Source organism: Burkholderia arboris (assembly GCF_038723655.1).
Taxonomy (GTDB): Bacteria; Pseudomonadota; Gammaproteobacteria; order Burkholderiales; family Burkholderiaceae; genus Burkholderia; species Burkholderia arboris.
Genome location: NZ_CP109821.1, coordinates 2763793 through 2789336, shown reverse-complemented (window position 1 = coordinate 2789336; position 25544 = coordinate 2763793). Strand labels below are relative to the sequence as shown.

The 25544-nt window shown below is 65.1% G+C and carries 27 protein-coding genes and 2 tRNA genes; 16 read left to right on the top strand and 13 right to left on the bottom strand.

Translation table 11 applies throughout. The annotated features are described in order from the left end of the window. Window positions 1-32: 32 nt before the first annotated feature. The 9 genes from OHZ10_RS13085 (at window position 33) to OHZ10_RS13045 (ending at window position 11564) form a co-directional block, all read left to right on the top strand. The gene (locus OHZ10_RS13085) at window positions 33-1790 is read left to right on the top strand and encodes an ABC transporter permease (RefSeq protein WP_059233491.1); all 1758 of its coding nucleotides are present in this window, start codon (window positions 33-35) and stop codon (window positions 1788-1790) included. Between the two features lie 22 nt (window positions 1791-1812). Beyond that, window positions 1813-3150 carry an AAA-associated domain-containing protein gene (locus OHZ10_RS13080; RefSeq protein WP_059233492.1) on the top strand — a complete coding sequence of 446 codons (1338 nt, stop codon included), beginning with the start codon at window positions 1813-1815 and terminating at the stop codon, window positions 3148-3150. A gap of 568 nt (window positions 3151-3718) precedes the next feature. Next, window positions 3719-6718, top strand: coding sequence for a type VI secretion system tip protein TssI/VgrG (gene tssI / locus OHZ10_RS13075; RefSeq protein ID WP_342702713.1), 3000 nt, complete (start codon window positions 3719-3721; stop codon window positions 6716-6718). Window positions 6719-6813: 95 nt separating this feature from the next. After that, window positions 6814-7500 (top strand): ankyrin repeat domain-containing protein, encoded by a 687-nt coding sequence (locus OHZ10_RS13070; protein WP_226196671.1) that lies wholly within the window; start codon window positions 6814-6816, stop codon window positions 7498-7500. Window positions 7501-7598: 98 nt separating this feature from the next. Beyond that, window positions 7599-8414 carry a DcrB-related protein gene (locus tag OHZ10_RS13065; protein WP_059233494.1) on the top strand — a complete coding sequence of 272 codons (816 nt, stop codon included), beginning with the start codon at window positions 7599-7601 and terminating at the stop codon, window positions 8412-8414. Window positions 8415-8426: 12 nt separating this feature from the next. After that, a complete protein-coding gene (locus OHZ10_RS13060) occupies window positions 8427-9773 on the top strand; it encodes a PAAR domain-containing protein (RefSeq protein ID WP_196486591.1) in 1347 nt (448 codons plus the stop codon). Window positions 9774-9784: 11 nt separating this feature from the next. Beyond that, window positions 9785-10255: a hypothetical protein gene (locus OHZ10_RS13055; protein WP_342702710.1), complete on the top strand. Its 471-nt coding sequence runs from the start codon at window positions 9785-9787 to the stop codon at window positions 10253-10255. Window positions 10256-10319: 64 nt separating this feature from the next. Further along, window positions 10320-10802: a tetratricopeptide repeat protein gene (locus OHZ10_RS13050; RefSeq protein WP_059233496.1), complete on the top strand. Its 483-nt coding sequence runs from the start codon at window positions 10320-10322 to the stop codon at window positions 10800-10802. Between the two features lie 75 nt (window positions 10803-10877). Beyond that, window positions 10878-11564, top strand: a complete 687-nt coding sequence (locus tag OHZ10_RS13045; protein WP_342702709.1) for a hypothetical protein — start codon at window positions 10878-10880, stop codon at window positions 11562-11564. A gap of 237 nt (window positions 11565-11801) precedes the next feature. Here the strand turns inward: OHZ10_RS13045 and OHZ10_RS13040 are convergent, their stop codons facing one another. Both OHZ10_RS13040 and OHZ10_RS13035 read right to left on the bottom strand, forming a co-directional pair. After that, window positions 11802-12296, bottom strand: coding sequence for a hypothetical protein (locus OHZ10_RS13040; protein WP_059233498.1), 495 nt, complete (start codon window positions 12294-12296; stop codon window positions 11802-11804). Next, complete coding sequence (locus tag OHZ10_RS13035) at window positions 12293-12844, bottom strand: hypothetical protein (RefSeq protein WP_059233499.1); 552 nt, start codon at window positions 12842-12844, stop codon at window positions 12293-12295. Before OHZ10_RS13035 ends, OHZ10_RS13040 begins: the two co-directional genes overlap by 4 nt. Window positions 12845-13132: 288 nt before the next feature. Between OHZ10_RS13035 and OHZ10_RS13030 the strand changes: the two genes are divergently transcribed. The 3 genes from OHZ10_RS13030 (at window position 13133) to OHZ10_RS13020 (ending at window position 15476) form a co-directional block, all read left to right on the top strand. Then, complete coding sequence (locus tag OHZ10_RS13030; protein ID WP_081051800.1) at window positions 13133-13330, top strand: hypothetical protein; 198 nt, start codon at window positions 13133-13135, stop codon at window positions 13328-13330. A gap of 138 nt (window positions 13331-13468) precedes the next feature. Continuing rightward, complete coding sequence (otsA, locus tag OHZ10_RS13025) at window positions 13469-14890, top strand: alpha,alpha-trehalose-phosphate synthase (UDP-forming) (RefSeq protein WP_174992932.1); 1422 nt, start codon at window positions 13469-13471, stop codon at window positions 14888-14890. Next, entirely contained in the window at window positions 14883-15476 is a 594-nt protein-coding gene (locus OHZ10_RS13020; RefSeq protein WP_342702706.1) for an AAA family ATPase, read from the top strand. The genes otsA and OHZ10_RS13020 overlap by 8 nt, the downstream gene beginning before the upstream one ends. A 21-nt stretch (window positions 15477-15497) precedes the next feature. Here OHZ10_RS13020 and OHZ10_RS13015 read toward each other — a convergent pair whose 3' ends face one another. After that, window positions 15498-16865, bottom strand: coding sequence for an MFS transporter (locus OHZ10_RS13015; RefSeq protein ID WP_342702705.1), 1368 nt, complete (start codon window positions 16863-16865; stop codon window positions 15498-15500). 185 nt (window positions 16866-17050) lie between these two features. Then, on the bottom strand, window positions 17051-17431 hold the full coding sequence (locus OHZ10_RS13010; RefSeq protein ID WP_059233503.1) for a DUF5594 family protein: 381 nt from the start codon (window positions 17429-17431) through the stop codon (window positions 17051-17053). Window positions 17432-17548: 117 nt separating this feature from the next. Here OHZ10_RS13010 and OHZ10_RS13005 point away from each other — a divergent pair, with 117 nt between their 5' ends. Beyond that, complete coding sequence (locus OHZ10_RS13005; protein WP_342702703.1) at window positions 17549-17950, top strand: hypothetical protein; 402 nt, start codon at window positions 17549-17551, stop codon at window positions 17948-17950. Between the two features lie 196 nt (window positions 17951-18146). Here OHZ10_RS13005 and OHZ10_RS13000 read toward each other — a convergent pair whose 3' ends face one another. Next, complete coding sequence (locus OHZ10_RS13000) at window positions 18147-18461, bottom strand: hypothetical protein (RefSeq protein ID WP_034190701.1); 315 nt, start codon at window positions 18459-18461, stop codon at window positions 18147-18149. Between the two features lie 143 nt (window positions 18462-18604). Here OHZ10_RS13000 and eco point away from each other — a divergent pair, with 143 nt between their 5' ends. Continuing rightward, a complete protein-coding gene (eco, locus tag OHZ10_RS12995) occupies window positions 18605-19105 on the top strand; it encodes a serine protease inhibitor ecotin (RefSeq protein ID WP_059233505.1) in 501 nt (166 codons plus the stop codon). Window positions 19106-19141: 36 nt separating this feature from the next. Here the strand turns inward: eco and OHZ10_RS12990 are convergent, their stop codons facing one another. Continuing rightward, window positions 19142-19765, bottom strand: coding sequence for a TetR/AcrR family transcriptional regulator (locus tag OHZ10_RS12990; RefSeq protein WP_342702700.1), 624 nt, complete (start codon window positions 19763-19765; stop codon window positions 19142-19144). A gap of 115 nt (window positions 19766-19880) precedes the next feature. Here OHZ10_RS12990 and OHZ10_RS12985 point away from each other — a divergent pair, with 115 nt between their 5' ends. Beyond that, window positions 19881-20621 (top strand): SDR family NAD(P)-dependent oxidoreductase, encoded by a 741-nt coding sequence (locus OHZ10_RS12985; protein ID WP_342702698.1) that lies wholly within the window; start codon window positions 19881-19883, stop codon window positions 20619-20621. Between the two features lie 57 nt (window positions 20622-20678). Here the strand turns inward: OHZ10_RS12985 and OHZ10_RS12980 are convergent, their stop codons facing one another. The 7 genes from OHZ10_RS12980 to OHZ10_RS12950 all read right to left on the bottom strand — a co-directional run bounded on the left by OHZ10_RS12980 (window position 20679) and on the right by OHZ10_RS12950 (window position 24740). After that, window positions 20679-21011 (bottom strand): hypothetical protein, encoded by a 333-nt coding sequence (locus tag OHZ10_RS12980; protein ID WP_059233508.1) that lies wholly within the window; start codon window positions 21009-21011, stop codon window positions 20679-20681. Window positions 21012-21229: 218 nt separating this feature from the next. Beyond that, a tRNA-Met gene (locus OHZ10_RS12975) sits at window positions 21230-21306 on the bottom strand. A gap of 320 nt (window positions 21307-21626) precedes the next feature. Next, window positions 21627-22742: a DUF3396 domain-containing protein gene (locus OHZ10_RS12970; RefSeq protein ID WP_340624360.1), complete on the bottom strand. Its 1116-nt coding sequence runs from the start codon at window positions 22740-22742 to the stop codon at window positions 21627-21629. A 4-nt stretch (window positions 22743-22746) separates the two neighbouring features. Continuing rightward, on the bottom strand, window positions 22747-23499 hold the full coding sequence (locus tag OHZ10_RS38635; protein ID WP_425394773.1) for a VRR-NUC domain-containing protein: 753 nt from the start codon (window positions 23497-23499) through the stop codon (window positions 22747-22749). Continuing rightward, complete coding sequence (locus OHZ10_RS12960) at window positions 23496-24023, bottom strand: PAAR domain-containing protein (protein WP_059233510.1); 528 nt, start codon at window positions 24021-24023, stop codon at window positions 23496-23498. The genes OHZ10_RS38635 and OHZ10_RS12960 overlap by 4 nt, the downstream gene beginning before the upstream one ends. Before the next feature lie 312 nt (window positions 24024-24335). Next, window positions 24336-24410: transfer RNA gene (locus tag OHZ10_RS12955), tRNA-Arg, on the bottom strand. A gap of 147 nt (window positions 24411-24557) precedes the next feature. After that, a complete protein-coding gene (locus OHZ10_RS12950; protein WP_034190709.1) occupies window positions 24558-24740 on the bottom strand; it encodes a rubredoxin in 183 nt (60 codons plus the stop codon). Window positions 24741-24939: 199 nt separating this feature from the next. Between OHZ10_RS12950 and OHZ10_RS12945 the strand changes: the two genes are divergently transcribed. Then, the gene (locus OHZ10_RS12945; RefSeq protein ID WP_059233511.1) at window positions 24940-25344 is read left to right on the top strand and encodes a DUF4399 domain-containing protein; all 405 of its coding nucleotides are present in this window, start codon (window positions 24940-24942) and stop codon (window positions 25342-25344) included. The last annotated feature ends 200 nt before the right edge of the window (window positions 25345-25544 follow it).

Below are 25544 nucleotides of genomic sequence, written 5' to 3'. Positions count from 1 at the left end.
GCTTCGTTCGGCCTTACCGGGGAGAGCGCCTGATGGACGTCGGATTCTTCAATCCGAACCGGACCGCCAACGCATCCGCGTGGCGTGTGCTGCCGAACCGGTGGGACTTCATCGCATTTCCGCTGATCATCTGCCTGATCGCGATGGCGGTCGTCGGCTTTCACGAGACGATGGCGCCGATCGGCACCCTGCAGACGCAGAAGATCTCGCTCGATCCGTCGAACCTGCCCGAATACGCGTTGCGCACCACGCTGCGGATGCTCGCCGCGATGGTCGCGTCGCTCGCGTTCACGCTCGTCTACGGCACGCTCGCGGCCAAGAGCCGCCGCGCGGGCATGGTGCTGATCCCGATCCTCGACATCCTGCAGTCGGTGCCGGTGCTCGGCTTCATCTCGTTCACCGTCACGTTCTTTCTCGCGCTGTTCCCGAGCCGCGTGCTCGGCGCCGAGCTGGCGGCGATCTTCGCGATCTTCACGAGCCAGGCGTGGAACATGACGTTCAGCTTCTACCAGTCGCTGCGCACGGTGCCGCGCGACCTGGACGAAGTGGCGCGCAGCTTCCACCTGACGTCGTGGCAGCGCTTCTGGAAGCTCGAAGTGCCGTTCTCGATGCCGGGCCTGATCTGGAACATGATGATGTCGATGTCGGGCGGCTGGTTCTTCGTCGTCGCGTCGGAAGCGATCACCGTCGGCAACCAGACCATCACGCTGCCGGGCATCGGCGCGTATCTCGCGCAGGCGATCTCGGACAAGAACTTCGGCGCGATCGGCTGGGTGATCCTCACGATGACGGTCGTGATCCTCGCCTATGACCAGTTCCTGTTCCGCCCGCTCATCGCGTGGGCCGACAAGTTCCGGATGGAGAACACCGCGTCGGGCGATGCGCCGCAATCGTGGCTGCTCGACCTCGTGCGCCGCACGCGCCTGATCCATCAGCTGCTCGTACCGGCCGGCTGGTTCTTCGCGAAGGCGGCGCGGATCCCGCTGCGACTGCCGCTGTCGGGCGCGATGCGCTTCACGCTGCCGCGCGTCGAGAAGAAGGCGTCGCGCACGGTCGACATCGCGTGGGCGGTTCTGGTGCTGATCGGCACGGCATATATCGTGTGGCGCGTCGTCAGCTTCGTCTCGACCGGCGTGACGATGGGCGAGGTCGGCCACGTGCTCGTGCTCGGGCTCATCACGCTGCTGCGCGTGGTCGTGCTGATCGCGATCGCCTCCGTGATCTGGGTGCCGATCGGCGTGTGGATCGGGCTGCGCCCGAAGCTGGCCGAGAAGCTGCAGCCGCTTGCGCAGTTCCTCGCCGCGTTCCCGGCGAACCTGCTGTTCCCGGTGTTCGTGATCGTGATCGCGCGCTTTCACCTGAACGCCGATATCTGGCTGTCGCCGCTGATCGTGCTCGGTACGCAGTGGTATATCCTCTTCAACGTGATCGCCGGCGCAACGTCCTACCCGAACGACTATCGCGAAGCGGCGACGAACTTCCGCATCCGTGGCTGGCAGTGGTGGCGGCAGGCGATCCTGCCCGGCATCTTCCCGTACTACGTGACCGGTGCGATCACCGCCTCGGGCGGCGCGTGGAACGCGAGCATCGTGTCGGAAGCCGTGCAGTGGGGCAACACCAAGATCGAGGCCCACGGCCTCGGCGCGTACATCGCGCAGACCACCGCCGCCGGCGATTTCCCGAAGATCATCCTGGGCATCGCCGTGATGTCCCTGTTCGTCACCCTGTTCAACCGCCTGCTGTGGCGCCCGCTGTATGCCTTCGCCGAAGCGAAGCTGCGGCTCGACTGAGACCGATTGAGAGCGAAACGCGATGCACAATCCGAATGCTGTAAACGCCCCCGTCCAGACGTCCCAGCCGCCGCGCCTCGGTGAGGAAATCCTGCGTGTCGATCACGTCTGCCGCGGCTTCAACAAGACGCAGGGCGAACTGCTCGTGCTCGACGACGCGAACCTGTCGCTGCGCGAGGGCGAAATCGTCGGCCTGCTCGGCCGTTCCGGCTCGGGCAAGTCGACGCTGCTGCGAATCATCGCCGGGCTGATCGAACCGACCGGCGGCGAAGTGACCTATCTCGGCAAGCCGCTGGATGGCCCGGCCGAAGGCGTTGCGATGGTGTTCCAGACCTTCGCGCTGTTCCCGTGGCTCACGGTGCTGCAGAACGTGGAAGCCGGCCTCGAAGCGCTCGGCGTCGGCGCGCGCGAGCGGCGCGAACGCGCGCTGGCCGCGATCGACCTGATCGGTCTCGACGGCTTCGAGAACGCGTACCCGCGCGAGCTGTCGGGCGGCATGCGCCAGCGCGTGGGCTTTGCGCGTGCGCTCGTCGTCGATCCGACGATCCTGCTGATGGACGAGCCGTTCTCGGCGCTCGACGTGCTGACGGCCGAGACGCTGCGTACCGACCTGCTCGATCTGTGGACGCAGGGCCGCATGCCGATCAAGTCGGTGCTGATCGTCACGCACAACATCGAGGAAGCCGTGTTCATGTGCGACCGGATCCTCGTGCTGTCGTCGAACCCGGGCCGCGTGATCGCCGAGATCAAGGTGCCGTTCAAGCATCCGCGCAACCGGCTCGACCCGGCGTTCCGCAAGCTCGTCGACGACATCTACGCGAAGATGACGGCCCGCCAGACCGGCGAGGCGACGAAGAAGGGCCTCGAACTCGGCAGCTGGCTGCCGCAGGTGTCGACCAACCTGATGGCCGGCCTGATCGAGACGCTCGCGATGGCGCCGTACCACGGCCGTGCCGACATGCCGGAAATCGCGCGCACGCTGCATCTGGAGGTCGACGACCTGTTCCCGATCGCCGAAGTGCTGCAGTACCTCGGCTTCGCGGACGTGCGCGAAGGCGACGTGTTCCTGACGCCGCCGGGCCGCGTGTTCGCGGAATTCGGCACGCAGGAGCGCAAGCTGATGTTCGCCGATCATCTGCTGAAGCACGTGCCGCTGGCTGCCCGGATCAAGAAGGTGCTGAACGAGCGCCCGGGCCACCGCGCGCCGCGCGTGCGTTTCGAGCAGGAGCTGGAGGATTTCCTGTCGGACGGCGCGGCCGAGGAAACGCTCGACGCGGTGATCGACTGGGGCCGCTACGGCGAGATCTTCTCGTACAACGACCAGACCGAGATCTTCAGCCTCGAGGACGTCGAGTCCTGACGCCCGCGGAGTCGGTCGAAAGCATTCGGCGGACATCGCACGGATGCCTGCCGCGGTTCGATTCGGCCGCTCCCCGCAAAGGGCCGTACGGGGCCTGTCCCCGGCGTTCGCCACGAGCGCCGCGCGTTGACTACCCGCCTACCTGAACGCCGGATCGTGCCCCTGCCGGGGGCACGGGCGCATGGCATGCGTCAAGCATGCCGCGCCCGGTTCGATCGTCGCGCGCACCGCCTTGCTCACGACCGGCTGCGCCATCCGGCCCGCCACACGTTGATTTCCCGCTGCATCGGCTCGTTCGTTTTTCGGTGTACGCCGCGCTCCGGCCGTGCATCGCAGGCCGATCGTGCGATGCGTCCGACAGTCGGGCGCCTGAGACTGGCGGTCGGCAATCGATATTGGGGATCTATCACGGCTGTCAACGCGCCTCAACATTAAATGCTGACAAATGGTTATGAATTCTCTTGTGATTTGATATATTTGGCGCCTTCAAGGTGGCTGAGAGCGCCTTGTTGGTGCGATAGCGTCCAGGTCGCGGCGGGTTCGCCCGACAAAAAGAACGAGGTTAATGATGAGTTTCGCAGCAAACGGAAACCCCGAAGGGACGGGAGGGAGCGGTGCGACCCTGGCCGGCGGTCTGGGCAATCTGGGTTCGATTGCCGGAATGGCGGGACAACTGGGGGCGTTGACCGGTATGCCCGGTGCGGGGCTGCTTGGCGGGGCCGCGAGCGCGGTGCAACTGGCGCAGACCGGCTTGTCGTTGATGGGCAAGGCCCCGGAGTCGATTGCCGAAGCCATCAACAGCCTGACGGGCGGGCTTCCGCGTCTGACCCAGGACAATCGTTTCATCACGATCGAAACGCCGCTCGGTCCGGACGTGCTGCTGGTCAGCGCGGCGGTCATCGACGAACACGTCAATCAGCTGACCGAAACACATCTCGACCTGCTGTCCCATCGCAACAATATCGAACCCCAGGAAATTGTCGGGCAGCGGGTCAAGATCACGCTCGAGCCGCAGAGCCGCAATTTCAGTCTGACGCGCGTCGTGACGTCGGCAGCGGATACCGAGACGAAGCGATATTTCGACGGGTACGTCGCGTCGTTCGGCCGCGTCGGAAAATCGGGCTCGGTGACCCGTTACGAAATGTCGGTCGTGCCGTGGTTCTGGTTTCTGACACGCTCGACCGATTGCCGGATCTTCCAGAACCAGACGCCGCAGGACATCCTGACCGACATTTTCCGCGAGATGGGTTTTGCGGATTTCGAGTTCGCGATGCAGGGCGAGCGTCCGAAGCTCGAGTACATCGTCATGTACGACGAGTCGTACTACGGTTTCTGCTCGCGCCTGATGGAGCAGGAAGGGCTGATCTGGACGCTCCGCTACGAACAGGACAAGCACGTCCTCGTGATCGGTGACACCAACGCGGTGTTTCAGCCGATTCCGAACCTGAAGACGATTCCGTACGAAGCCAGCAGCGCCGCGAGCGAGCAGAACGGCATCGATCGATGGGATGAGGCGTTCAGCTTCCGGGTCGGCAAGATCACGTACCGGGATTTCAACTACAACCAGCCGTCCTCGCAACTGATGCACGTCGAGGTGCCGACGGTCAACCTGAAGCACCCGAACATCCAGACGACCGAGCGTTACCAGTTCCATTCGCTGTATGACCACGGCGACGACGGGCAACGTTACGCGTGCTACGCAATGGAAGCGGAAGAGGCGCTCGCGCATCGCTTCAACGGCGCGGGGCATGCGCACGGGATGACGACGAACGGGCGATTCACGCTGGTCAATCACGGCACGTCCACTTACAACAACAAGGACTTCGTGATCCTCCGCGTTCGTCATCAGGTGGCGAACGACTATACCCAGCAGACGTCGAAGCTGCCGTATCACAACACGTTCACGTGCCTGCCGATCGATATCCCGTTCAGGCCGGAGCGGCGTACGCCCAAGCCGCACATGCAGGGCACGCAGTCCGCGATCGTGGTCGGGCCGAAGGGCGAGGAAATTTACACCGACGGCAGCCGGGTCAAGCTGCATTTCATGTGGGACCGGCGCGGCAAGCTCGACGGTTCGGACTCGATGTGGGTGCGCGTGTCGCAACCGTGGGCCGGCAAGGGCTGGGGCGGATCGGCGATCCCGCGGATCGGCCAGGAGGTGCTCGTCTCGTTCAACCAGGGCGATCCGGACAACCCCATCGTCGTCGGGCGCGTGTTCAACGGCGATTCGGGCAACCCGTACCACGGCAGCGGCGGCCAGACGATGGGGATGCGCAGCCAGACGCACAAGGGCGATGGCTTCAACGAACTGCGCTTCTCGGACGTGAACGGGGCGCAGGAAGTCTTTCTGCATGCGCAGAAGGACATGAAAACGATCGTCAAGGACAGCGAGTCGCACACGGTCGAATCCGGCGCGCGGAGCGTGTCGGTGCTGAAAGGCGACGAGAGCAAGCATGTTGCGGAAGGCAACCTGTCGGAGAAGATCGCGAAAGCGCGTTTCACGACGGCCAACAGTGTCGGCGTGCAGGCGCTGGCCGGCGATGCGGGGCCGGGCAAGCAGAGCTATCAGGCGACGGACGAGATCGAGCATCGCGTGGGCGCGAGCATCGTCACGCTGAAGCCGGACAGCATCAAGCTGTCCCACGGCGCATCGAGCATCCTGATCAATCAGAGCGGCATCTTTCTCGACGGCCCGGTGATCCACCTGAACCAGGGGCTGTTCGTGACGCCCGAGCAGGCGATGGCGATCGAGTGGGCCAATCAGCAGGCGATCATCGCGGCGGGTCTCGCATCGGCCGATCCCAAGGTGCAGGCAGCGGCACGCAAGCTTCAGGCGACGGTCAAGGCGCAGCAGCTGGCCAAACTCGCGGGAGCCGTGTATGCGCCGGGTACGGCGCCGCCGGGATGGAAGAACGTGTCGAACGATCCGGAAGCGCTCAAGAAGTTCGGCCTGAGGCCGCAGGACTTGCAGATTCCCGGCAGCAACTTCGGTGCGCAGGCATACGTGCCCGATCCCGCGGTGTTCGGCGACAGCATGAAGCCTACCCTGGCCTTCAAGGGAACGCAGCCCACGGTCAAGGAAGACTGGTCGAACAACCTCAATCAGGGATTGGGCGACAACTCCCCGTACTACGATCGCGCGGTGACCATCGGCAAGAAGATCTACGGCTCCGGCAATGCAGGCGGCCTCGATCTCACCGGTCATTCGCTCGGCGGCGGGCTGGCTTCGGCGGCGTCCCAGGCCAGCGGCGCGGGCGCGACGACGTTCAACGCGGCCGGCCTCAATTCAGAAACGCTGCCGATGTACGGCGCAACACCGCGGGCGTCGGCCATCACGAACTACCGGGTCGACGGAGACATCCTGACCGGGGTGCAGGAAGGCAGGCTGGGCCCGATCAGCGACGTGACGTCGCAATTGATGCCCAAGGCCGCCGGTGAGCAGATCACCATCCCGGGTACCAGTTTGACGACCGTTCAGCGCCACATGATGGGGCAGGTGACGAGCGGGCTGGAAACGACCGTTGCCGATCAGCAGGCGTCGTTGCTGAGCCAACTTCAGGGACATTGATGAAATACAGCAAGGTCATCGCCGCGGGCGCGGTTGTCGCGGTAATCGGTTTGTCGTCGCCGTTCTGGTGGCCGACTCAAGCACAGGAAACAAAAATGGCAGACTTCAAGCGTTACCCGCCCGAAGACTTTTTCTCGGGATCGCAACTCGAGCTGGCGCGTGCCATTCGCGACGGAAATCTCGAGCAGGTCAAATCGCTTGCGACGCATACCGATCTGGCTGCGCCGGGCAACAAGAAGGCCACCCTGTTGTCGTTCGCGGTGCAGGAGGCGATTCCGGTGAAGACGGACGCCACGAACGTGCACTTCCAGATCGTCAGCGAACTGGTGCGGGACGGCGCGAAGCCCGAACAGCCGTTCGGCGAGAACGGCGCGAACGTCGCCTATCTGGCTGCGCGGGCCGACACGCCCAACCTGCTGAAAGCATTGCTGGCCGGCGGCATGAACCCGGATCTCAGGTACGACGGCGATACGCCGCTGCTCTTCGCAACCTGCAAGGACACGCTGTTGCCGCAAATGCGCGCGCTGGTCGAACACAAGGCCAACGTCAATCTGCGGGACTCGATGAAGGAAACCGCGCTCTACGAAGCGACGCGCCTGCGGCAGTGGGACGTCGTCGATTATCTGCTCGCGCATGGCGCCGATCCGTCGGTGAAGAACGACAACGGCCTCGCCTATTCGAAAGTCCTCGGCGACGAACTGCAGCAGACGCCGAAAGGCTCGCCGCAGCTGAGTCGCATCGAAGCCATTCACAAGCGTCTGGTCACGGCCGGCGTGCAGTAACGCAAGCCGCATGACGGCTGCGCCGGCTGCGCCTGTGCCGCCGGCGAACAGTTTCAATCCGGCGCCTGCCCCGACGGGCAGGCCGAACCGAGAAGAGCATGTCCGAATATCAGATGAACGACGCCGTCATTCAGTTGCCGGCGCACTTCAAAGACAAGACGATTCACCTGTTCACGGTCGATGAAGCAGGGAGCAGCGAATTCACGTTCGTGGTTTCGCGTGCGCCGATGGAGCCGGACGACACGGTCGATACGTTCGTGACGCGGCTCGTATCGGAGATGCGCAAGTCGCTTCCGCGTTTCGAATTGAAGCATCTGGACAATCGGGAAATCGACGGCGAAACCGCACGCGAAGTCGATTATCAGTGGGTGTCGGAAGGCACGCCGCTGCATCAGCGCCAGACGGTGGTGATGTCGCCGAAGGCCGGGCGCGAGCGCGTGGCGATCAGTTTCATCGGTACCTGTCCGAAGTCGTTCACGGAGGACAAGAGCAAGGAGTACAAGAGCTTGCTCGAGAGTGTCGTGCTGGCCCGGCCCGACCGTGCGGCTTTCGTGCCGACCGCGCTCGGCCAGGACGAGGCGGGCATCGTCTTCGTGCTGCATGAGCCGAGCGCGACGTTGTATGCGCTCACCGGCCTGGCCGAACTGTTCCGGCACGACGTCACGGAAATGTTCGACGACACCGCGTTCTTCGGCCCGTCCGGTGAGCCGCTGGCGTTGCAACCTGCTCCGATCGGACAACCGGCGTGGAGAGCACTGGACGGCCGTCAGTTCGCGCTCTGGACGACGGATGCGCGCGAGCATGCCCCGCTGGGCGACCGGCTCGGCGGTGTGGCGGCGGTGAAGGGCATGACCGGCATGCAGAGCATCGAGGCCGTGCGTGCTTATCTGACCGCGGTTGCGAACGCGGGCTAACGGGGAGCGCGCGTGGATACATTGCTTGCTGCTGCGCGATTGGGCGATCCGATTGCGCATACGGCGTCCAAGGGATGGATGATTGCCGGGCTGATCGCCGGCGCGGTAATCGGGGCCGTGGCGGTGGTCGCAACGGGCGGCGCCGCGTTGACGGTGATTGCCGCAGTCGCGGCGGGCGCTGCCGCGGGCGGCGGGCTCGGCGAAGTGCTGGGCACGATGTCGTGGGCGCCCCGGCATGTCACGGGAAGTCTGATAAAGGGCTCACCCAACGTCTTCATCAACAGTCGCGCGGCGATGCGGGCCATCCTGAGCCTGGGTCTGTGCAGCGACCACGCGGGTCCGCCGCAGGTGGTCGCGCAAGGTTCGTCGACGGTCTACATCAACAGCCAGCCGGCGAGCCGCAAGGAAGACCGGATGATGTGCGGCGCGTTGATCAACGACGGATCGCCGAACGTGTTCATCGGCGGCCCGGCGGTCGGGGAGTTCAATCCCGAGATCCCGGCGTGGGTCAACTGGACGATGGCCGCGGTGGGCATTGCCGCCGCGGCCGTCCTTGCCGGGCCGGCGCTGGCGATTCTCGGCGCGGCCGGCGGTTTTTTCGGCGGTGAAGTCGGCGGATGGCTGGGCGGAAAGATTTTCGGCGAAGGTTCCGACGGGCAAAAGTGGTCGATGCTTGGAGGAAGCTTGCTGGGCGGGTTCGGGGCGGCGAAGGGCGCCGGGCTCGTCAGCGGGGCGAGGGGGGCGGGCTCCGTGGCGGGCGAACTGTCGGCGCTGGAGGCCACCGAAGGTGCCGCAGGCGCGACGGAGCAGCCGACGATTTCGTTGTTCGGGGTACGCGGTGGCGGGCGGACGCCCAACGCCGAAGGCGTGCAGCACCCGTATCAGTACACTGGTCACGTCGGGTATTCGTTCGACGGAGGCAAGACGATTTGGGGCTTTGGCCCGGCAGTGGGGGATGCGACCGCGGCGGATGTATTTGCTAATCTGAAGTCATCCGGCAGCTACCCCGGGCAACTGACTCAGGACCAGACGCCATTCTCCCTGATTGCAGAGAATCCGCTGCCGGCCCGTGGAGGGGGCGGCGCGCTGCAGACGGTATATGAGCAGAAGATACCGGTCACGCAAGAGCAGTATGAATCGATTCTGGCGGCGCATGAGGAGCTGGTCGCGCGTGGGCCCATGGACGACATTCGATATCAATGGCCGCCCAAGTCCGGCGAATGGCCGGAAAACAACTATAACTGCGCAACATTCCCCGGCCGTCTCGGTATCCCCATTCCAGAGGCGACCGGAAAATTGCAGAACTACATGCCCGAACTCGAGAAGGTCGGGACGCCCTGGAAGCCCTGGAAGCCGTGAGATCGGGATCGATGAGTGAGAAAAAGGATTTCTATACCGTAGCCGCAGAGTCGTTCGATCTGGTGCTCGCGTCCGTTGTCGACGCCCCGGGGCCGCAAGTTTTTCGGGCGAAGGTCGAGCGCATCTATTCCAGCGGAAAAGGCATCACGCCGGATCTTCTCGGAGCGGAGATCACGTTCACCGGTGGTCCGCCGACTTGGGGTAACGTGGCGCTTCAAGTCGGGGAGCGTGCGCTCATGTTCGTGAGAGTGCAGGCCAGCGGGTTGAACGAGTATCCGTGGTGCGGGCACATGGTTCTGGAAGACATGGACGGTGAATTGGGTGCCAGGTTACATGTTGCGGAGTTGTGGCTGCGTGATGATTTCCCGGAGGCCGTGAAGGCTGCGGCGAGTCAGCATCCGACGTGGCGGAATGCGTCGATCGTCAAGTTCAGTGTGCTGGAGAGCTACCTGAAAGGCTTGATCGCGAGGTCCGCACGCTGAGCCGGATCGGTTTTCAGACGGTGAAGCGGATATTGGGAAAACGAAGTTTTTGGAGCTGAATGGAATGACCGACAAGAATCCCGATTTTTCACCGATTCGCATGCGCGCGCGCGGTTTCGTGTCGCAGGGGCGCATCGAGGATGCGCTCGGGCTATACGGCGACATCCTGAAAGTTGCGCCGGAAGACGCGGCGACGTATGCCGACCGCGGCACGACCTTCGCGATGATCAAGAAGACGGATCTCGCGTTGAACGATCTGAACCGCGCCATCGAGCTGGGGTACACGGATCCGTCGGCGTACTGCACGCTCGCGACGATTTTCCTCGAAGGCGGTGGCTACCAGAAGTCGCTGGAGTATTTCGACAAGGCGCTGAAGCTCAATCCCGATCAGCCCTTCGTCTATTTCAACCGCGCCCGCGTTTACGAGACGCTGGGCGATATCAAGGCTGCGATTGCCGATCTGGAGCGGTGCCTGACCTACAACCCGGACGATGCGTTGTCCGCGAAGATCAAGGAAAGGGTGGCGCAGCTTCGCGCGCGTACGTAACGGCCGCCGCCGGGTGCGAAGTTTGCGGTATCTGGCCCGGAACTGTCCGGGCAAATTGCTTCCGGGGCCGTCGGGATGTTGAAGCGTGACAAGTTGCCGTACTCCGCGCTGCCGGCATCGTTGACGGCGTTGATTCCCGAGGCAGTTTTCTTGAAGGCGCTCGAGAGTGCCGAGTCCCAAACGATCATCGTCTGGTACGTCGACGCGAAAATCGGTCGTCAACATGAAGTCGAGTTTTCGCCGCAATTGGGGCGTCTGCTGTCACGCAACGAGCGCGAAGCACGATTTCCGCTGGAGCGGCGGATAGTTCTGCGAGATGGAATCCGGGTGCAAGTAGGTAATCGGCTCGAGGCCGCTACCGACGTTCGCTATGAAACCTATACCGCATACGATCCGGTGACCTCGTCGAGGCTTGCAGTTGGAGAGCAGATGTTCTTCATGCAGTTTCTGGCCGATCCAGAGACAGTCGTTCGGCAAGCAATCGAACAAGCGAGGTTCCCGGACACCTATGCGGGATGGAGTGCAATCGAGCGCACTCGCTATTGGGTTGGCGTGCTGTATCGCGCGCGACGCCAGACGGGCGAATCGGGAATCAGTGAAGATGAAGCTTTCCGGCCTGCGTTGCTGACGCAGATGAGAGCGGTGGATCCCGAGGTCGACGGCATACTTGCGGCGGTCCTCGCCGAGCTGGGTCGAATGGAAATGATCGGCCCGGAAGTGATGCGGGCTGCGTTCAATCAACGGACAGGCGCATCGATCTGATTGCCCGGCTGACGAGCGTGCCGATGATCGAAGTGCCCGGATTGGCAAGTCGCATTCTCGGCGGTTCCCGATTGGCTGGCAGCAGAGCGGTGCCTGGCCTGCAACCCGGACGATGGATGCGTGTTCCGCACGGATCAACGGCAGCGTGACGCAGCTGCGCGCGTCTATGTAACGACTGCCGGTTGCGGCTGACCAGAACGGCAGGGCACCGCGCATGGCGCGCGGCGCATCGCACCGCTACTGCAGATTCCCCCACCGGTCGACCGCCGGTTCCGCCGACGCCCACTTCCAGTGCGTGCCTTGCTGGCACGCATTCGCGAAATACCAGTCGGCCTTGTCGCCGTCCTTCACCGAGAACGTGAATTCCTTGCACAGCGCCAGCGGCGTCGAGTAAGCGCGCGCGACGCGCACTTCGCCTTCGCCGTTTTCCAGCGGCAGCGTGTTCTTCACCTTCCACGGCTTCACTTCGCCGACGGCCAGGCTGCCGGCCACCTTCGCGATCGCGTCCTGCTGGTTCTGATGGAGCTGCTTCATCGTGCGGTTGACGGCCTCGTCGGTCGCGGCCTGCACGGCAATCCCGACGCCGACGCCCACCGCCGGGTTCGCGGTGACGAGGCCCGTCGCCGCGCCGGCGAGTGCGCCGCTCGCCGCGCCGACCGACCCGCAGCCCGACAGCGCGGCGGTGGCCGCGCACAGCGCGCCGATCGCCGCGATACGGATCGCGACGCTCATTGCAGCGCGCCCCAGCGTTCGGTCGCCGGTTCGGCCGACGCCCATTTCCACGCGGGGCCGTCGCGACAGATCGTGGCGACGTAGAACGCCGATTGCGCGGCCTTGTCGGCCTTCGCCGGCGTGTCGACCGCGAACACGATTTCCTTGCAGTCGAGCGGACCGACGCTGATCATCCGGCTGACCGTCACGCGACCCTGCTCGTCGTCCTCGATCGGGAACGAGTGGTGGGTCGACCACGGTGCGACGCCGCCGACGTCGAGCGGGCCGGCCGCCTTCGCGATCTGTTCCTGTGTGTAACGGTGTGCGACGCGCTGCGAGTACTGGACGCCAGCCCGCGCGCCGGCGACGGCGCCGAGACCGATGCCTGTCGCGACGGCCGCGTTGTTGGTGACCTTGGAAGCGATTGCGGCGCCCGCGATACCGGCGCCGGCTGTCGCGCCTTCGCTGTACAGCGAATTGCAGCCGGACAGCAGTGCGGCCGTGGCGATCGCGGCCAGCACGACGCGCGCCGGCATGGCCCGGCGCGGCGATTCGAAACGATTGTTCATCCCTGAGTGCAAGTCCTGTCTGGGTGAGCGGCGACGCGTGCACGCCCCGATGCCGCGTCATTGTTTCGCAATTGTCATAGGAGAACTGCAAAGCTTTGACAAATCGCCGGCCGGCGTACCGCGCGCGAACGCGCGGCGCTATTGTCGGATAGTTGATTGGTGAGGGGTCGAAACGTTACAAATTGAAGGTAATTGTTACCTCGGGATGCAAGGAACCGACCTAGACTGTTTTGTTATGGAATGTTTCTACGACGGCCTCGAGCCGCGCCACATATGAGACACCCAGCCATGCGCCGTTCGAAACGGTTGTCCCACCGGCCGCCCGACGCCGGGGCAGACCGCTCGCGTCCGCAGCCCGACGCACCACCGGCGCCGGCTGCCGGCAAGCCCGACGACACGCCGTCCGACGGCGATCACAACCAGGGTGGCGCTCGCCCGGAAGGGCTCGACTATCAACGCGACCTCGGCCAGGAGCAGGACGCTTGATTTCGTCGTCGCTGCATTCCACCGCCGTATTTCATCGCATTTCTCGGAACTGAATCGCCGCGCGGCCGCCTTCGGGCCGCCGTGTCCGCTCGGGTGCGCGTCGCGCGCCAGCCAATCGAATCGAGGAGGGGAAGCCGCATGAGCAGATTGATCGTGGTATCGAACCGTGTCGCCGCCGGCGAGGACACGCGCCCGAGCGCGGGCGGCCTGGCCGTCGGCGTGATGGACGCGCTGAAGGAAACGGGCGGCGTCTGGTTTGGCTGGAACGGCGAGATCGTCGGTGCGCCGGATGCCGAACCCGCGATCCAGCGGGACGGCAACGTGACCTATGCGACGGTCGGGCTGACCCGGCGCGACTACGACCAGTACTACCGCGGTTTCTCGAACGCAACGTTGTGGCCGGTGTTTCACTACCGCGGCGATCTCGCGCGCTTCGATCGTCAGGAGTACGCGGGTTATCTGCGCGTGAACGCGATGCTCGCGAAGCAGCTCGCCGCGCTGCTGCGGCCCGACGACCTGATCTGGGTACACGACTACCACCTGCTGCCGTTCGCGCATTACCTGCGCGAGCTCGGCGTGAAGAACCCGATCGGCTTCTTCCTGCACATCCCGTTTCCGTCGCCCGACATGCTGCGCCTCGTGCCACCGCACGAGGAGCTCGTGAAGTTCATGTGCGCGTACGACGTCGCGGGCTTCCAGACCGAGAGCGACAAGCGGGCATTCACCGACTACATCGAGCGGCGCGGAATCGGGGCGGCGAGCGATGACGGGATGTTGCATGCGCACGGCCGCGTCGTGAAGGTCGCGGCCTATCCGATCGGCGTGCATCCCGACGCGATCGCGCAGGCGGCCGTCCAGTACGGCACGCGCAAGCCGGTGAAGATGCTGCGCGAGGCGCTCGACGGCCGCAAGCTGGTGATGAGCGTCGATCGCCTCGATTACTCGAAGGGGCTCGTCGAGCGCTTCCAGTCGTTCGAGCGGATGCTCGCGAACGCGCCGGGCTGGCAGGGGCGCGTGTCGCTGTTGCAGATCGCGCCGCCGACGCGTTCCGACGTGCAGACTTACCAGGACATCCGCGAAACGCTCGAAGGCGAAGCCGGCCGCATCAACGGCCGTTTCTCGCAGCTCGACTGGACGCCGATCCAGTACCTGAACCGCAAGTACGAGCGCAACCTGCTGATGGCGTTCTTCCGGATGTCGCAGGTCGGCTACGTGACGCCGCTGCGCGACGGGATGAATCTCGTCGCAAAGGAGTACGTCGCGTCGCAGGATCCGGCCGATCCGGGCGTGCTCGTGCTGTCGGAGTTCGCGGGCGCGGCGGCCGAGCTGACGGGTGCGCTGCTCGTCAATCCGTACGACCTGTCGCAGATGGCCGAGGCGCTCGAACGCGCACTGTCGATGCCGCTCGCGGAGCGGCAGGCACGTCACGAGGAGAACCTCGCGCGGCTGCGCGAGAACGACCTCTCGGTGTGGCGCGACACGTTCGTTGCCGACTTGCGCAGTGTCGCGGCGGCTGCGTCGGTCACGCAACGCGCGGGCCGGCGGGTTGCACATGCGTGACGTCACGCCGGGCGCGGGTGCCGACGAAGAAGCGGACGACGACGCAACCGGCCGCTTCTTCGTCGTGACGGGCGGCCCGGGTTCGGGCAAGAGCACGTTGCTCGATGCGCTCGAGCGCGCCGGATTCGCGCGCTCGCAGGAGGCCGGGCGCGGTGTGATCCGCGACCAGATGGCCGTCGACGGCCTTGCGCTGCCGTGGCGCGACCCGGCCGCGTTCGCCGAGCTGATGCTGAGCTGGGAAATGCGCTCGTACCATCTCGCGCGGCAGGCGCGCGGGCCCGTGTTCTTCGATCGTGGCGTGCCGGACGTGGTTGGCTACCTGCGGCTGACAGGTTTGGCGGTACCCGCGCATGCGGAGGCCGCGGCCCGCCGCTTCCGCTATCACCGGCGCGTGTTCATCGCGCCGCCGTGGCCCGAGATCTATGCGCAGGACACCGAGCGCCGGCAGGATTTCGCGGAAGCCGAGCGTACCTATGACGCGATGGTCGATTGCTACACGTCGTACGGCTACCGGCTGATCGAATTGCCGCGCGCGAGCGTGAAGGCGCGCGTGCGCTTCGTGATGGACGCGCTCGACGCCGCATGACGCGAGCGGCGCGAGGCGGTGTCAGGTCGCCGTGTCCGGCCGTGGCGACGTGATGCGCAGCATGCTGACGACGGCCGCCACTGCCGCGAACGCCGTGGCGACATAGAGCGCGATCGTCGGACCGCGATCGGGCGAGAGCCCGAAAATCAGCGCGACCAGCGCGGCGCCGAGCGTCTGGCCCGACAGGCGCGCGGTGCTCAGCATGCCGCCCGCTCCGCCGCTTCGCTCGCGCGGCGCCGACGACAGCATTGCGCGGTTGTTCGGCGACTGGAACAGCCCGAAGCCCGCGCCGCACAGCGCCATCCGCCACACGATGTCGACGGTGCCCGGATGCGCACCGATCGTCGCGAGCGACAGCAATCCGGCCGCGAACAGCGCGAGCCCGATGCCGCCGAGGACACCGGCCGAATAGCGATCCGACAGCACACCCGCGAGCGGTGCCGCGAACACGATCACGAGCGGCCACGGCGTCATGTAGAGACCCGTGTCGACCTGCGAGAAGCCGAGCGAGTTCTGCAGCCAGAACGGCAGGGCGACGAACGCGAGCATCTGCGACGTGAACGACGCCATCGACGTGTAGATCGACAGCGCGAACATCGGGATGCGCATCAGGTCGACCGGCAGGAGCGGCGCCGGTTGCGACAGCTGGCGCTTCACGAAGAAGTAGCCGACGACGAACGCAACGGCCAGCTCGGCCGCGACGTACGCGTGACCTTCGCCGTGCCCGAGCCCGTCGACGGCCGTGATCAGCAGGCCGAACACGCATGCGTTCATCAGCGCGCTCAGGAAGTCGTACGGCGCGTCGTGCAGCGGGTTGGCCGGCAGCGCGCGCAGGCTGCCGAGTACCGCGGCGATGCCGATGGGGACATTGACCGCGAACAGCCACGGCCACGACGCGAACGACAGGATCGCGGACGCGACCGTCGGCCCGATCGCCGACGACAACGCAACGACCATCGCATTGATCGACAGCCCGCGCCCGAGCATCGACGACGGGTAGATCATCCGCACGAGCGCCGCGTTGACGCTCATGATGCCGGCCGCGCCGAACCCCTGGATCACGCGCATCACGGCCAGCATCGGCAGCGAGCCGGCGAGCGCGCAGCCGAGCGAGGCCGCGGTGAAGAGCGCGAGCCCGGCGATGTAGATGCGGCGATAGCCGATGCGCTCGCCGAGCGACGCGAGCGGCAGCAGCGTGATCGTGACCGCGAGCTGGTACGCGTTGACGATCCAGATCGATGAGGCGTCGGAGGCATGCAGGTCGCGCGCGATGGTCGGCAGCGCGACGTTCGCGATGGCGCCGTCGAGGACGGCGAGCGTGATGCCCAGGGCGACGCAGACGATCGCCCAGTAGCGTTGCGGAAGCGGCAGGCCGGTATCGGCGTTCATGACGGGAGCGAGAGCGTGGTTGTCCGCGCGCCCGGTTGCCGGTTGCGTGCGCAACCATGCGGAAGGGTGGAGGCGGCGATGAACGGCCCGGCCGGCGCAGCGGCACCGGGACGGGGCCGGTCGAGTGTATCACCGGGCTGCGTGACGCGACGCCGGCACGTGCGGCTGCAGGCCGGCGTGCGCAATCAGCCTTCGAAGTCGAGACCGCCGAGCCGCACGAGCGGGTCGGCCTGCGTGCGCGACGCGAGATCGATCTCGCGTGCGCCCTGCCATGCGCCGAGCTTTCTCGGCAGCGCGGCCAGGTAGTGCTCGAAGCGCTGCGGGCCGTCCGGTTCCATCAGCCGCTCGATCTCGTCGGTGTCCCAGGTCAGCTCGAGGTTCAGCGGATGCTCGAAGCCGCTCACATGCTCGTGCGGCGCGCTGCGGATCTGCACGCGCGTCGGATGCCCGTGACCGCCGTACGGGACGACGTCGGTCAGCACGTGCTCGGCGAAGTAGGCGGCGATCGCCTGCGCGATGCGCGGGGCGAATTCGGTATCGAAACGGCGGGCGGTTTCGGGCTGCATGAAGGCGTCTCCTGTATGCCGAAAATCGTAGCACGGGGATGACGCGTTTCGGTGTGCGCGATAACGGTAATCGCGCGTTACCACTTGCTGCATCTATTACGGCCGCGCACCGCCACAATGCATCGCATCCAGTACCACTTCGCGTGGGAGTCCATCATGAAAAAGATTGCCGCAGTGTGTGTCCTCGCCGGTTCGCTCGCCGTGGCGGGCCCGGCGTCCGCGCATGGCCGCGACGGCGGCGCCGTCATCGGCGCATTGATCGGCGGCGCGCTGCTGGGCGCGATCGTGACGTCCGCGATGAATCCGCCCGTCGCGTATCAGGCGCCCGTGTACCAGGCACCGGCCTATCAGCCGCCGACGTATTACCAGGCGCCTGCGTACCAGCAGCCTGCGTATCCGACGTATCAGCAGGCGCAGTACCAGGACGACGGCCCGAACTATTGCTACGACCGCTACCAGCGTGCATACGTGTGCGGCGCGCCGGTGCAGGGCGGCTACGCGCAGCCGGCCGGCTGGTAAGCCGGCGCACACGACGCCTGGACGGGCAGGGCGCCGGCAGGCCGGCACCCGCCGACGGTCATTCGCCGGACCGGACGACAAAAGGCCCTCGCTTCATGCGAGGGCCTTTGCTTTTGCGCGGCCACCGGTTCGGCTGCGTGACGCGCGACCGGCCATCGGCGGGCCGCACGCGGATACAAACGGTTGCAATTGCGCGTCAGTGGCGATGGCCGCCACCGCCGTCACCGCGCCCACCGCCATCGTTCCAGTCGCCGCGGCGTCCGCCGCGCCCCCAGCCATTGCCGCGGTTGCCGCGATCGCCGTCCCAGCGGTGGTAGTCGCGCCGGCCGCGATCCCAGTCGCGTCCGCCGCCACCGCCCCAGATGTTGACCGTGCCGTACACGGGGGACGGCGCGTACGCGTAGCCGGGATCGGAATAGTAGGGCTGCCCGTAGCCGTATCCGGCGTCCGGGGCGACGACGCAGCCGGCCAGCAGGGTGGCGACGCCGGCGGCAGCAATGAGCTTCAGCATGATGTTCTCCGTTGGTTGCCGTATAAGTACCGCGCACGGGAACCGGCGACTGTTTGCAATTGTGTCTGCAAATTACAGCTCCGTAAGGTCCTGATGCGAAAGTGTTAGCATCCGGGGCTCATTTGTTTTTCAGGAGCACATCGATGAAATTCGCGATCCGGGCCGCACTGGCCGCTTTCTGCGTAACGACTGCCGCCGCGTGCGTGGCGGGCCCCGCATCGGCGCCCGCCGTGCCGGCCGAGTCGATCAAGATGTTTCCGCAGGCAGCGGCCGGCCAGCAGCGCGTCGTGATCGGGCTGCCCGCGCTCGAGAACGAGGGCGATGCCCGCGTCGAGCTGATGATCGGCAAGACGCTGCAGACCGACTGCAACCAGCAGTGGTTCGGCGGCGAGCTGAGCGCAGAGGACGTGAAGGGCTGGGGTTATACGTACTACCAGCTCACCGACGTGAAGGGCCCGGCCTCGACGCTGATGGCGTGCCCGGGCCAGGCGCCGCAGCAACGCTTCGTGCAGGTGCGCGGTGACGGCCAGCTGCTGCGCTACAACAGCCGCCTGCCGCTCGTCGTCTATGTACCGGACGGCTTCGAGGTGCGCTATCGCGTGTGGCATGCGTCGAAGGACGTGCAGCACGCGGCGAAGCAGTAACCCGCCGGTGCGGTCGCGCGCGGCGGGGTCCTGCCGCTACGCGCCGCCCGTGCTGCTCGCACCGACGAGCGCCGGCCATGCGGCCAGCGCGGCCTGTGCGACGGCCTCCAGATCGCGGCGGCTCGCGCCGTCGCGCGCCTGGATCGACATGCCCTGCTGAACCGTCACGTAGTAGCGGGCAATCGCGTCGAGGTTCGCGTGTACCGAGATCTCGCCGATTGCGACGCCTTGCCGGAGGCGCTCCCGCAGCGCCTCCACCGTACCCTCGCGCATCGCGATCAGCGTTTGCCGGACCGTATCGGAGCGTTCGGCCGGATGCAGCGCCGACAGCACGACCAGGCAGCCGGCCGGTTTCGAGCGCCGCGTGAATACGCGTGCGGTATTCATCAGGTAGTTTTGCATCGCGTCGTGCGCGTTGCCCGCGCGTTCGACACCCTCCCAGATTTCCCGTCCTTCCGTGGCGCCGTAGCGATCGAGCGCCTGCCGGAACAATGTCTCCTTGCTTCCGAATGCCGCATACAGGCTTGGCGACGCGATGCCCATCGCGGCCGTTAGGTCCGTCATCGACGCACCCTCGTAGCCGAGGCGCCAGAACACCTCCATCGCGCGATCCAGCGCCGCTTCCTTGTCGAAGCTCCTCGGTCGGCCTCGTTCAGCCATTGCATCCGTCCCATCGTCGATATCTGTATCGATCGATAAAATAAATCAATTGACTGTGCGGCGCAACTTGCCACATTCTGTGTTGGTCGTTACATAAATGAGGAAAGGAACCGACATGAACCGACTTCAGGGCAAACGTGCACTCATCACGGGCGGCAGCCGCGGCATCGGCGCAGCGATCGCGAAACGGCTGGCGGCCGATGGTGCGGACGTTGCGATCACTTACGAAAAATCGGCCGAGCGGGCGCAGGCCGTTGTCGCGAGCATCGAGGCGCTGGGGCGTCGTGCCGTCGCGATCCAGGCCGACAGCGCAGATCCGGTTGCCGTGCGCAATGCGGTCGACCGCGCGGCGGAGACGTTCGACGGGCTCGACATTCTCGTCAACAACGCGGGGATTTTCCGGGGGAGTGCGCTGGATGACCTCACGCTCGACGATATCGACGCGACGCTGAACGTGAACGTGCGCGCTGTGATCGTCGCGTCGCAGGCGGCGGCGCGGCATCTCGGGGAGGGCGGGCGCATCGTGTCGACCGGCAGTTGCCTCGCGACGCGCGTGCCCGATGCGGGGATCAGCCTCTATGCGGCGAGCAAGGCCGCGTTGATCGGCTGGACGCAAGGGCTCGCGCGCGACCTCGGCTCGCGCGGCATCACGGTCAACATCGTGCATCCGGGGTCGACGGATACCGACATGAATCCGGCGGACGGCGAACATGCGAGCGCGCAGCGTTCGCGGATGGCGATTCCGCAGTACGGCAAGGCCGATGACGTGGCTGCGCTCGTGGCGTTCGTCGTCGGGCCGGAAGGGCGGTCGATCAACGGGACCGGGTTGACGATCGACGGCGGTGCGAACGCGTAAAGGCCGATGGCCGGCGTGAGCTGGCCGGGTGGCGATGCGTTCGTTGTTCGTGATTCGTTACTGGCAGCCGAGGCGCTGATGCTCGGCTTCCAGGTCGGCCCGTTTGTCGTAGGCGCGCAGTTCGTTGCGCGGTTTGCCGTCCGGGCCCATTCCGCGCACGATCTTCTGGCCACGGTCGGGTGAGTGCGTTACCGCGTCGATGCCCGCGGCCAGTTCACGGCAGCGGGCGTTGGAGGATGAGGGCGCCTGATGCGGTGCTGCCGCGGCTGTGACGTTGGCGATGCCTGGGCTGACGTAGCGCTGTTTGGCGGGGGCCGTGCCGGTATCGGCGGCGTTTGCCGTGCCGGCCATCACTGAAAGCGCGGCGAGCGCCGCGATCGTTCGAATCATTGGAGAAGTCCGTTTGCTGAACTGAAGAAGGTTCGGAATTCTACGCAATGTGCGGTGTAGGTCTGCGGCGAATGGGGGCGGTGCGGTCGCGTGTCGCAGGTCAGGGTGAAGACTTGATTGCATCGCCGGCCGTGTGCGTGGCTGCACGCGCGCACAACGTTCGCGAAACGCCGAACAGCAAAAAGCCCGCTTGCTTTCGCAGAGCGGGCTTCGGCATTTGGTTGCGGGGGTAGGATTTGAACCTACGACCTTCGGGTTATGAGCCCGACGAGCTGCCAGACTGCTCCACCCCGCGGCGCGAAGTGTACTAGGGCTGATGCGAGGAGTCAAACGATTCCGGAAGATGGCCGGCCGATCCGCTCGATGTCGAAGACGAAGCGCACAACGAGTATCGCCTGGACCTTGGGCTGCCGGCACACGATGCTGGTTCTGGAAGCGCTTCACGTTCCTCGCGCGAGCAGGCACACATGGCTATGCCGCCCGTCATTTGTGTGCCTGCGCGGTCCGATGGGGACGATCGGTGATGGCCGACGCGTTTCTCGCCGGCCATGCGACGATCTTTGGGCGACGGCCGTCGCGAAGACGACAGGCGGATTGACCGGCCCGGTTGGGGCACTACGGAGATGCGGGCAACGTCGGCGTCTTGCGCAGCTCGAACCAGTAGTGGCTTATTTCATCGTCCGGGACGTTGAATCGCCCGAGCCACGCCTCGGTCGCTACAGCGGTGTTGAGCATCGGAGCAGTGCTGTCGAGCGTCCCGTCCTGCAGGGTATCGAGGGTGTCGACAACGATCCGCCGCAGCGCGTGATTCAACAGCACATATGCTGCGGGAGGAGAGACGGGGACCCCGGGCCCATTGGACACGCCGGATTCCGGTGCAACGCCAGCCTGAATGATCAAGCCTCCGTCACCCAGTGGATGACGGCCGAACCAGTCTGGCGGGAGTGCAAGCGACGACGCGCCGCCGGCCGCCTCGACCAACTCGGCGTCGAGCGCGTTCAGCCAGTCGACCGTCTTGATTTTCGTATAGAGCTTGCGGACATTCGAGCGCATCGGATCGCCGACGTCGATGCCCGGACCGAAGCGGCGTGCGTAGAAGTATTCGCTGGCTTCATTCGGCCGGCGGCCCATCGGCGGTACGTTGACGGCAAGCCCACCGTGGCCGCTGATCGTCGGTAATGCTTCGGCAAACGCTCGAAACAGCGTTTCGAATACGCCGGGGCGGTGTGTGACAAATGCACGCGGTACCGTGAAGGCCAGGCCATCGAGCCCGCGTCTTCGCGCTGCCTTCTTTTCGCTGAGCGCGAACACGGTGAAGTCATAGAACCCGGTGGCGAGTTTGTGCTCGGCGTTGGTCATCGCAACCGCAAGGGTTTCGTCAGCCGGAACGCTTGCAGCAAGGTGTTCGAATCCCGGAGCCTTGTCGTACGGGATCGGCTCTTCGCCCTCGGCGTAGAACCAGCATAGCGGTCCGGACTGTGACTGAGTTTGGCCGTTCGCCACTTCGAGTGCGTGCTGATACTCCTCGATCGCCGCGCTGTACTGCTTGAAGCAGCGCACTAGCGTTTGCCGAACCTCCGGGGTGAAGCCGTTGCGGAAGTAGAGCACACCCCGCACTACGAGAGCGGCGCCGGTGATCGCTTTTTGGTAAGCGGGTTCGTAAAGCCCGAAGGGCATGGTGTCCACGCGGCGCGGATCCTTTGCCCAAGCTGCAATTTCGTCGTTCGTCATGGCGTTAAAACGGACCGGCAGGTATAGGAGATGACGGACCGGGTCCCGGCCCGATCACGGGTGGGAGTGCCGGGCCTCCGGGGGCGCTGCTACTGCCGTCGAACAAGTCATCGAGCTCGGATTGTCGCGCGGATCGTGTTGAGCGCGAAGTTTTCTTCTGACCGTCGTCGTCCCCACATCCGCAGTCTGCTGCGCCGAGGTGGACAAACTTCGAGGGGCTGCCTGCAATTTCGATATAGTCGTCCTCCTGATCGGGACCGTAGCTGTCGCCGGGGAACTTCATTTCCACAACGGTCTTGATGTTCGATTGCACTGGAGGTATCGACGGGTCGTTCACGATAACAACGTCAGGGCGGCGGATGTCTCCCTTCTCGTACTTTTTCCCCTTGCTTGGCCACACGTCTTTTATCCACCGGCGAATGCCCGTGTTGGGCTCCAGCGGTTCGTCATGGTCCATGATCGGCTCGGGCGGATCCGTCGTCATGTCGTAAGGCTGCTCCGGACGGTATGCCGTTGGAACGCCTGTCTGCATCTTCGACACTTCATTCGGTAGCCCAAGGCGCATCTCTACACATCGCTGTCGCTGAATGGTTCCGGCTTTCGTCGCGACGCCGATCCGTCTGCATTCGCAAAATGTGTGGCACAGAACCTTTCGATCCTTCGCGGAGAGCTTGGACGCGCTAAAACCTACCTGTGTTGTCTGGCCATTCGTGCTTGAGCCCCCGGTTGATGACCCCGGGGAATAGCCGCCGCTCACGCCTCGCTTCCGGGCTGATGGAACGACAGCGATGCCGCTTGGTGGCTGTTGAGCCAGCCTGTGTGGCCGCTCGCGTCAGTCACGCCTTGAATCGTTCGGCCGTCTGCTGATGTCACCATGTACGGGTGATTGCCGATCGGCACGCGCGTCTTGTCGTCGAGGAGCTGGAAGCGACCACGATATGCACCGTCGTCTTGCGTGGCGGTTGTCGCGAACACGCTCTTGCCGCCGCCGACCGATCCGCCTGCGCTGGACGTCGGCTCAACCGTGGCCGTTTCCTGCGATGCGATGAGCGTCGCGCCGCAGGCGGTCATGTCGCCTTCCGTTGCGACCGCTCGGCCGCCGAACGTCATGCTGCGAACCCGGACAGCAACGATTGGATAGACGCCGCCGCATTTCGGACACGACACCATGTCACCCTCCAGTGCCAGTGGCTTGCCGTAGGCGGTGTTGGTCGACGTGCAGACGAGCACGCGACCGCCGTGGGACGTTGTATCGCCCTCTCGAATGAATGATGAGCCCATGCTTGGTCCTCTCAGGTAAACCCGAGCGGAATGTAGCACGGGCTGAATCGGCCCTTGTCCTGCCAAGTTTGACGGGGGCTGGACTCGTGACGCGTAGGGAGACGGCGGTGCGTGGTCAGCTCATACAACTTCGTGTTTTTTGCGGCGTGCAGCGTAGTGCGCATCACACCCGCGCTTTCTCTCTAGCCGAGGCACCCCCAGGGGGCATTTTCATACCGAAATTCACGCGGCCGGCAATGTGGTGCCAACTCTCAAAAATCAGTGGGGGCAAGCGGGATTTCTTGTGAATCTTGGGGAGGTTTGGGGCTTGGCTGGTCCCCCCGACAGGAATCGAACCTGTATCTAGCGCTTAGGAGGCGCTTGTTCTATCCATTGAACTACGGGGAGAGCCATGTCCGGGCAATCGCGCGAAAAAACGCGAACCGGACGGCGGTGTGGACAGCGCGCAGAGTATAGCAAAGGCGCGGCGCGTCGGCGGGGCGGAATGCGCACCGACGCGCGTATCGCGTGATCAGCCGCGATCGGAACGGGAAATCAGAAATCGACGACGACGAAATCTTCCTTGCCCACGTCGCACAGCGGGCAGCGCCAGTCGGCGGGAATGTCGGCGAAACGCGTGCCGGCGGCGATGCCTTCGTCGGGCAGCCCTTCCGCTTCGTTGTAGACCCACCCGCAAATCAGGCAGACCCAGCTCTGGTATTCGGTTACTTCGCTCATGTGACGCTCGGGAAAATGGAAATTCGATGATGCCGTCCGCGGCCTGGCCGGCGGACGAAAGGCGCAATGGTACCGGAATTTCGCCGAACGCCTCCGCAACGTCGTTTTAAACGTACGCATCGCGAACAAGTCGATCGAAACACGCATGCCGTGTGTGCGGTGTATCCTTCCCGGGCTGTCCAATCATAAGGAGAATGCGATGCTGAACAGAAAGTGGATCGCGGGTGCGATGTGCGTGGCGGCGATGGCCGTATCGACGGTCGCGCGGGCCGAGGCGCGCGTGTTTTTCGTTGAACCGGCGGACGGCGCGACGGTGTCGAACCCGGTGCACGTGAAGTTCGGTCTGGAAGGCATGGAGCTTCGGCCGGCCGGCGACATGACGCCGAACACCGGTCATCACCACTTGCTGATCGACGGCCGGCCGATCCCGAAGGGCGACGTGATTCCCGCGAGCGAACGTTCGCTGCACTTCGGCAAGGCACAGACCGAAACCGACATCAAGTTGCCGCCGGGCCAGCACACGCTGACGCTGCAGTTCGGCGACGGCGCACATCGGTCGTACGGCCCCGAACTGAGCCAGACCATCAGCGTCAACGTCAAGTAAGCGGTCACACCCGCGCGGACATCCCGGCCATCCCTTCAACAGGGATGCGCCCGCCCGCTGCCGGGTGCCTGTGACCCGCGCGCGGCGGCCGCCCACCGGCCGTCGCGGTCGATCTTGCGGCATTATCCGTCCGGCCATGCCGGTGGCGGCGTCCGCGCCCGGTACAATGGGCGCTTCCGATTCCTCTCTCCGCCGTCTCC

Coding starts and splice junctions, on each gene's coding strand:
- OHZ10_RS13085 (WP_059233491.1), top strand. CDS start 33: ATGGACGTCGGATTCTTCAATCCGAACCGGACCGCCAACGCATCCGCG.
- OHZ10_RS13080 (WP_059233492.1), top strand. CDS start 1,813: ATGCACAATCCGAATGCTGTAAACGCCCCCGTCCAGACGTCCCAGCCG.
- tssI (WP_342702713.1), top strand. CDS start 3,719: ATGAGTTTCGCAGCAAACGGAAACCCCGAAGGGACGGGAGGGAGCGGT.
- OHZ10_RS13070 (WP_226196671.1), top strand. CDS start 6,814: ATGGCAGACTTCAAGCGTTACCCGCCCGAAGACTTTTTCTCGGGATCG.
- OHZ10_RS13065 (WP_059233494.1), top strand. CDS start 7,599: ATGTCCGAATATCAGATGAACGACGCCGTCATTCAGTTGCCGGCGCAC.
- OHZ10_RS13055 (WP_342702710.1), top strand. CDS start 9,785: ATGAGTGAGAAAAAGGATTTCTATACCGTAGCCGCAGAGTCGTTCGAT.
- OHZ10_RS13050 (WP_059233496.1), top strand. CDS start 10,320: ATGACCGACAAGAATCCCGATTTTTCACCGATTCGCATGCGCGCGCGC.
- OHZ10_RS13045 (WP_342702709.1), top strand. CDS start 10,878: ATGTTGAAGCGTGACAAGTTGCCGTACTCCGCGCTGCCGGCATCGTTG.
- OHZ10_RS13040 (WP_059233498.1), bottom strand. CDS start 12,296: ATGAGCGTCGCGATCCGTATCGCGGCGATCGGCGCGCTGTGCGCGGCC.
- OHZ10_RS13035 (WP_059233499.1), bottom strand. CDS start 12,844: ATGAACAATCGTTTCGAATCGCCGCGCCGGGCCATGCCGGCGCGCGTC.
- OHZ10_RS13030 (WP_081051800.1), top strand. CDS start 13,133: ATGCGCCGTTCGAAACGGTTGTCCCACCGGCCGCCCGACGCCGGGGCA.
- otsA (WP_174992932.1), top strand. CDS start 13,469: ATGAGCAGATTGATCGTGGTATCGAACCGTGTCGCCGCCGGCGAGGAC.
- OHZ10_RS13020 (WP_342702706.1), top strand. CDS start 14,883: ATGCGTGACGTCACGCCGGGCGCGGGTGCCGACGAAGAAGCGGACGAC.
- OHZ10_RS13015 (WP_342702705.1), bottom strand. CDS start 16,865: ATGAACGCCGATACCGGCCTGCCGCTTCCGCAACGCTACTGGGCGATC.
- OHZ10_RS13010 (WP_059233503.1), bottom strand. CDS start 17,431: ATGCAGCCCGAAACCGCCCGCCGTTTCGATACCGAATTCGCCCCGCGC.
- OHZ10_RS13005 (WP_342702703.1), top strand. CDS start 17,549: ATGCATCGCATCCAGTACCACTTCGCGTGGGAGTCCATCATGAAAAAG.
- OHZ10_RS13000 (WP_034190701.1), bottom strand. CDS start 18,461: ATGCTGAAGCTCATTGCTGCCGCCGGCGTCGCCACCCTGCTGGCCGGC.
- eco (WP_059233505.1), top strand. CDS start 18,605: ATGAAATTCGCGATCCGGGCCGCACTGGCCGCTTTCTGCGTAACGACT.
- OHZ10_RS12990 (WP_342702700.1), bottom strand. CDS start 19,765: ATGGCTGAACGAGGCCGACCGAGGAGCTTCGACAAGGAAGCGGCGCTG.
- OHZ10_RS12985 (WP_342702698.1), top strand. CDS start 19,881: ATGAACCGACTTCAGGGCAAACGTGCACTCATCACGGGCGGCAGCCGC.
- OHZ10_RS12980 (WP_059233508.1), bottom strand. CDS start 21,011: ATGATTCGAACGATCGCGGCGCTCGCCGCGCTTTCAGTGATGGCCGGC.
- OHZ10_RS12970 (WP_340624360.1), bottom strand. CDS start 22,742: ATGACGAACGACGAAATTGCAGCTTGGGCAAAGGATCCGCGCCGCGTG.
- OHZ10_RS12960 (WP_059233510.1), bottom strand. CDS start 24,023: ATGGGCTCATCATTCATTCGAGAGGGCGATACAACGTCCCACGGCGGT.
- OHZ10_RS12950 (WP_034190709.1), bottom strand. CDS start 24,740: ATGAGCGAAGTAACCGAATACCAGAGCTGGGTCTGCCTGATTTGCGGG.
- OHZ10_RS12945 (WP_059233511.1), top strand. CDS start 24,940: ATGCTGAACAGAAAGTGGATCGCGGGTGCGATGTGCGTGGCGGCGATG.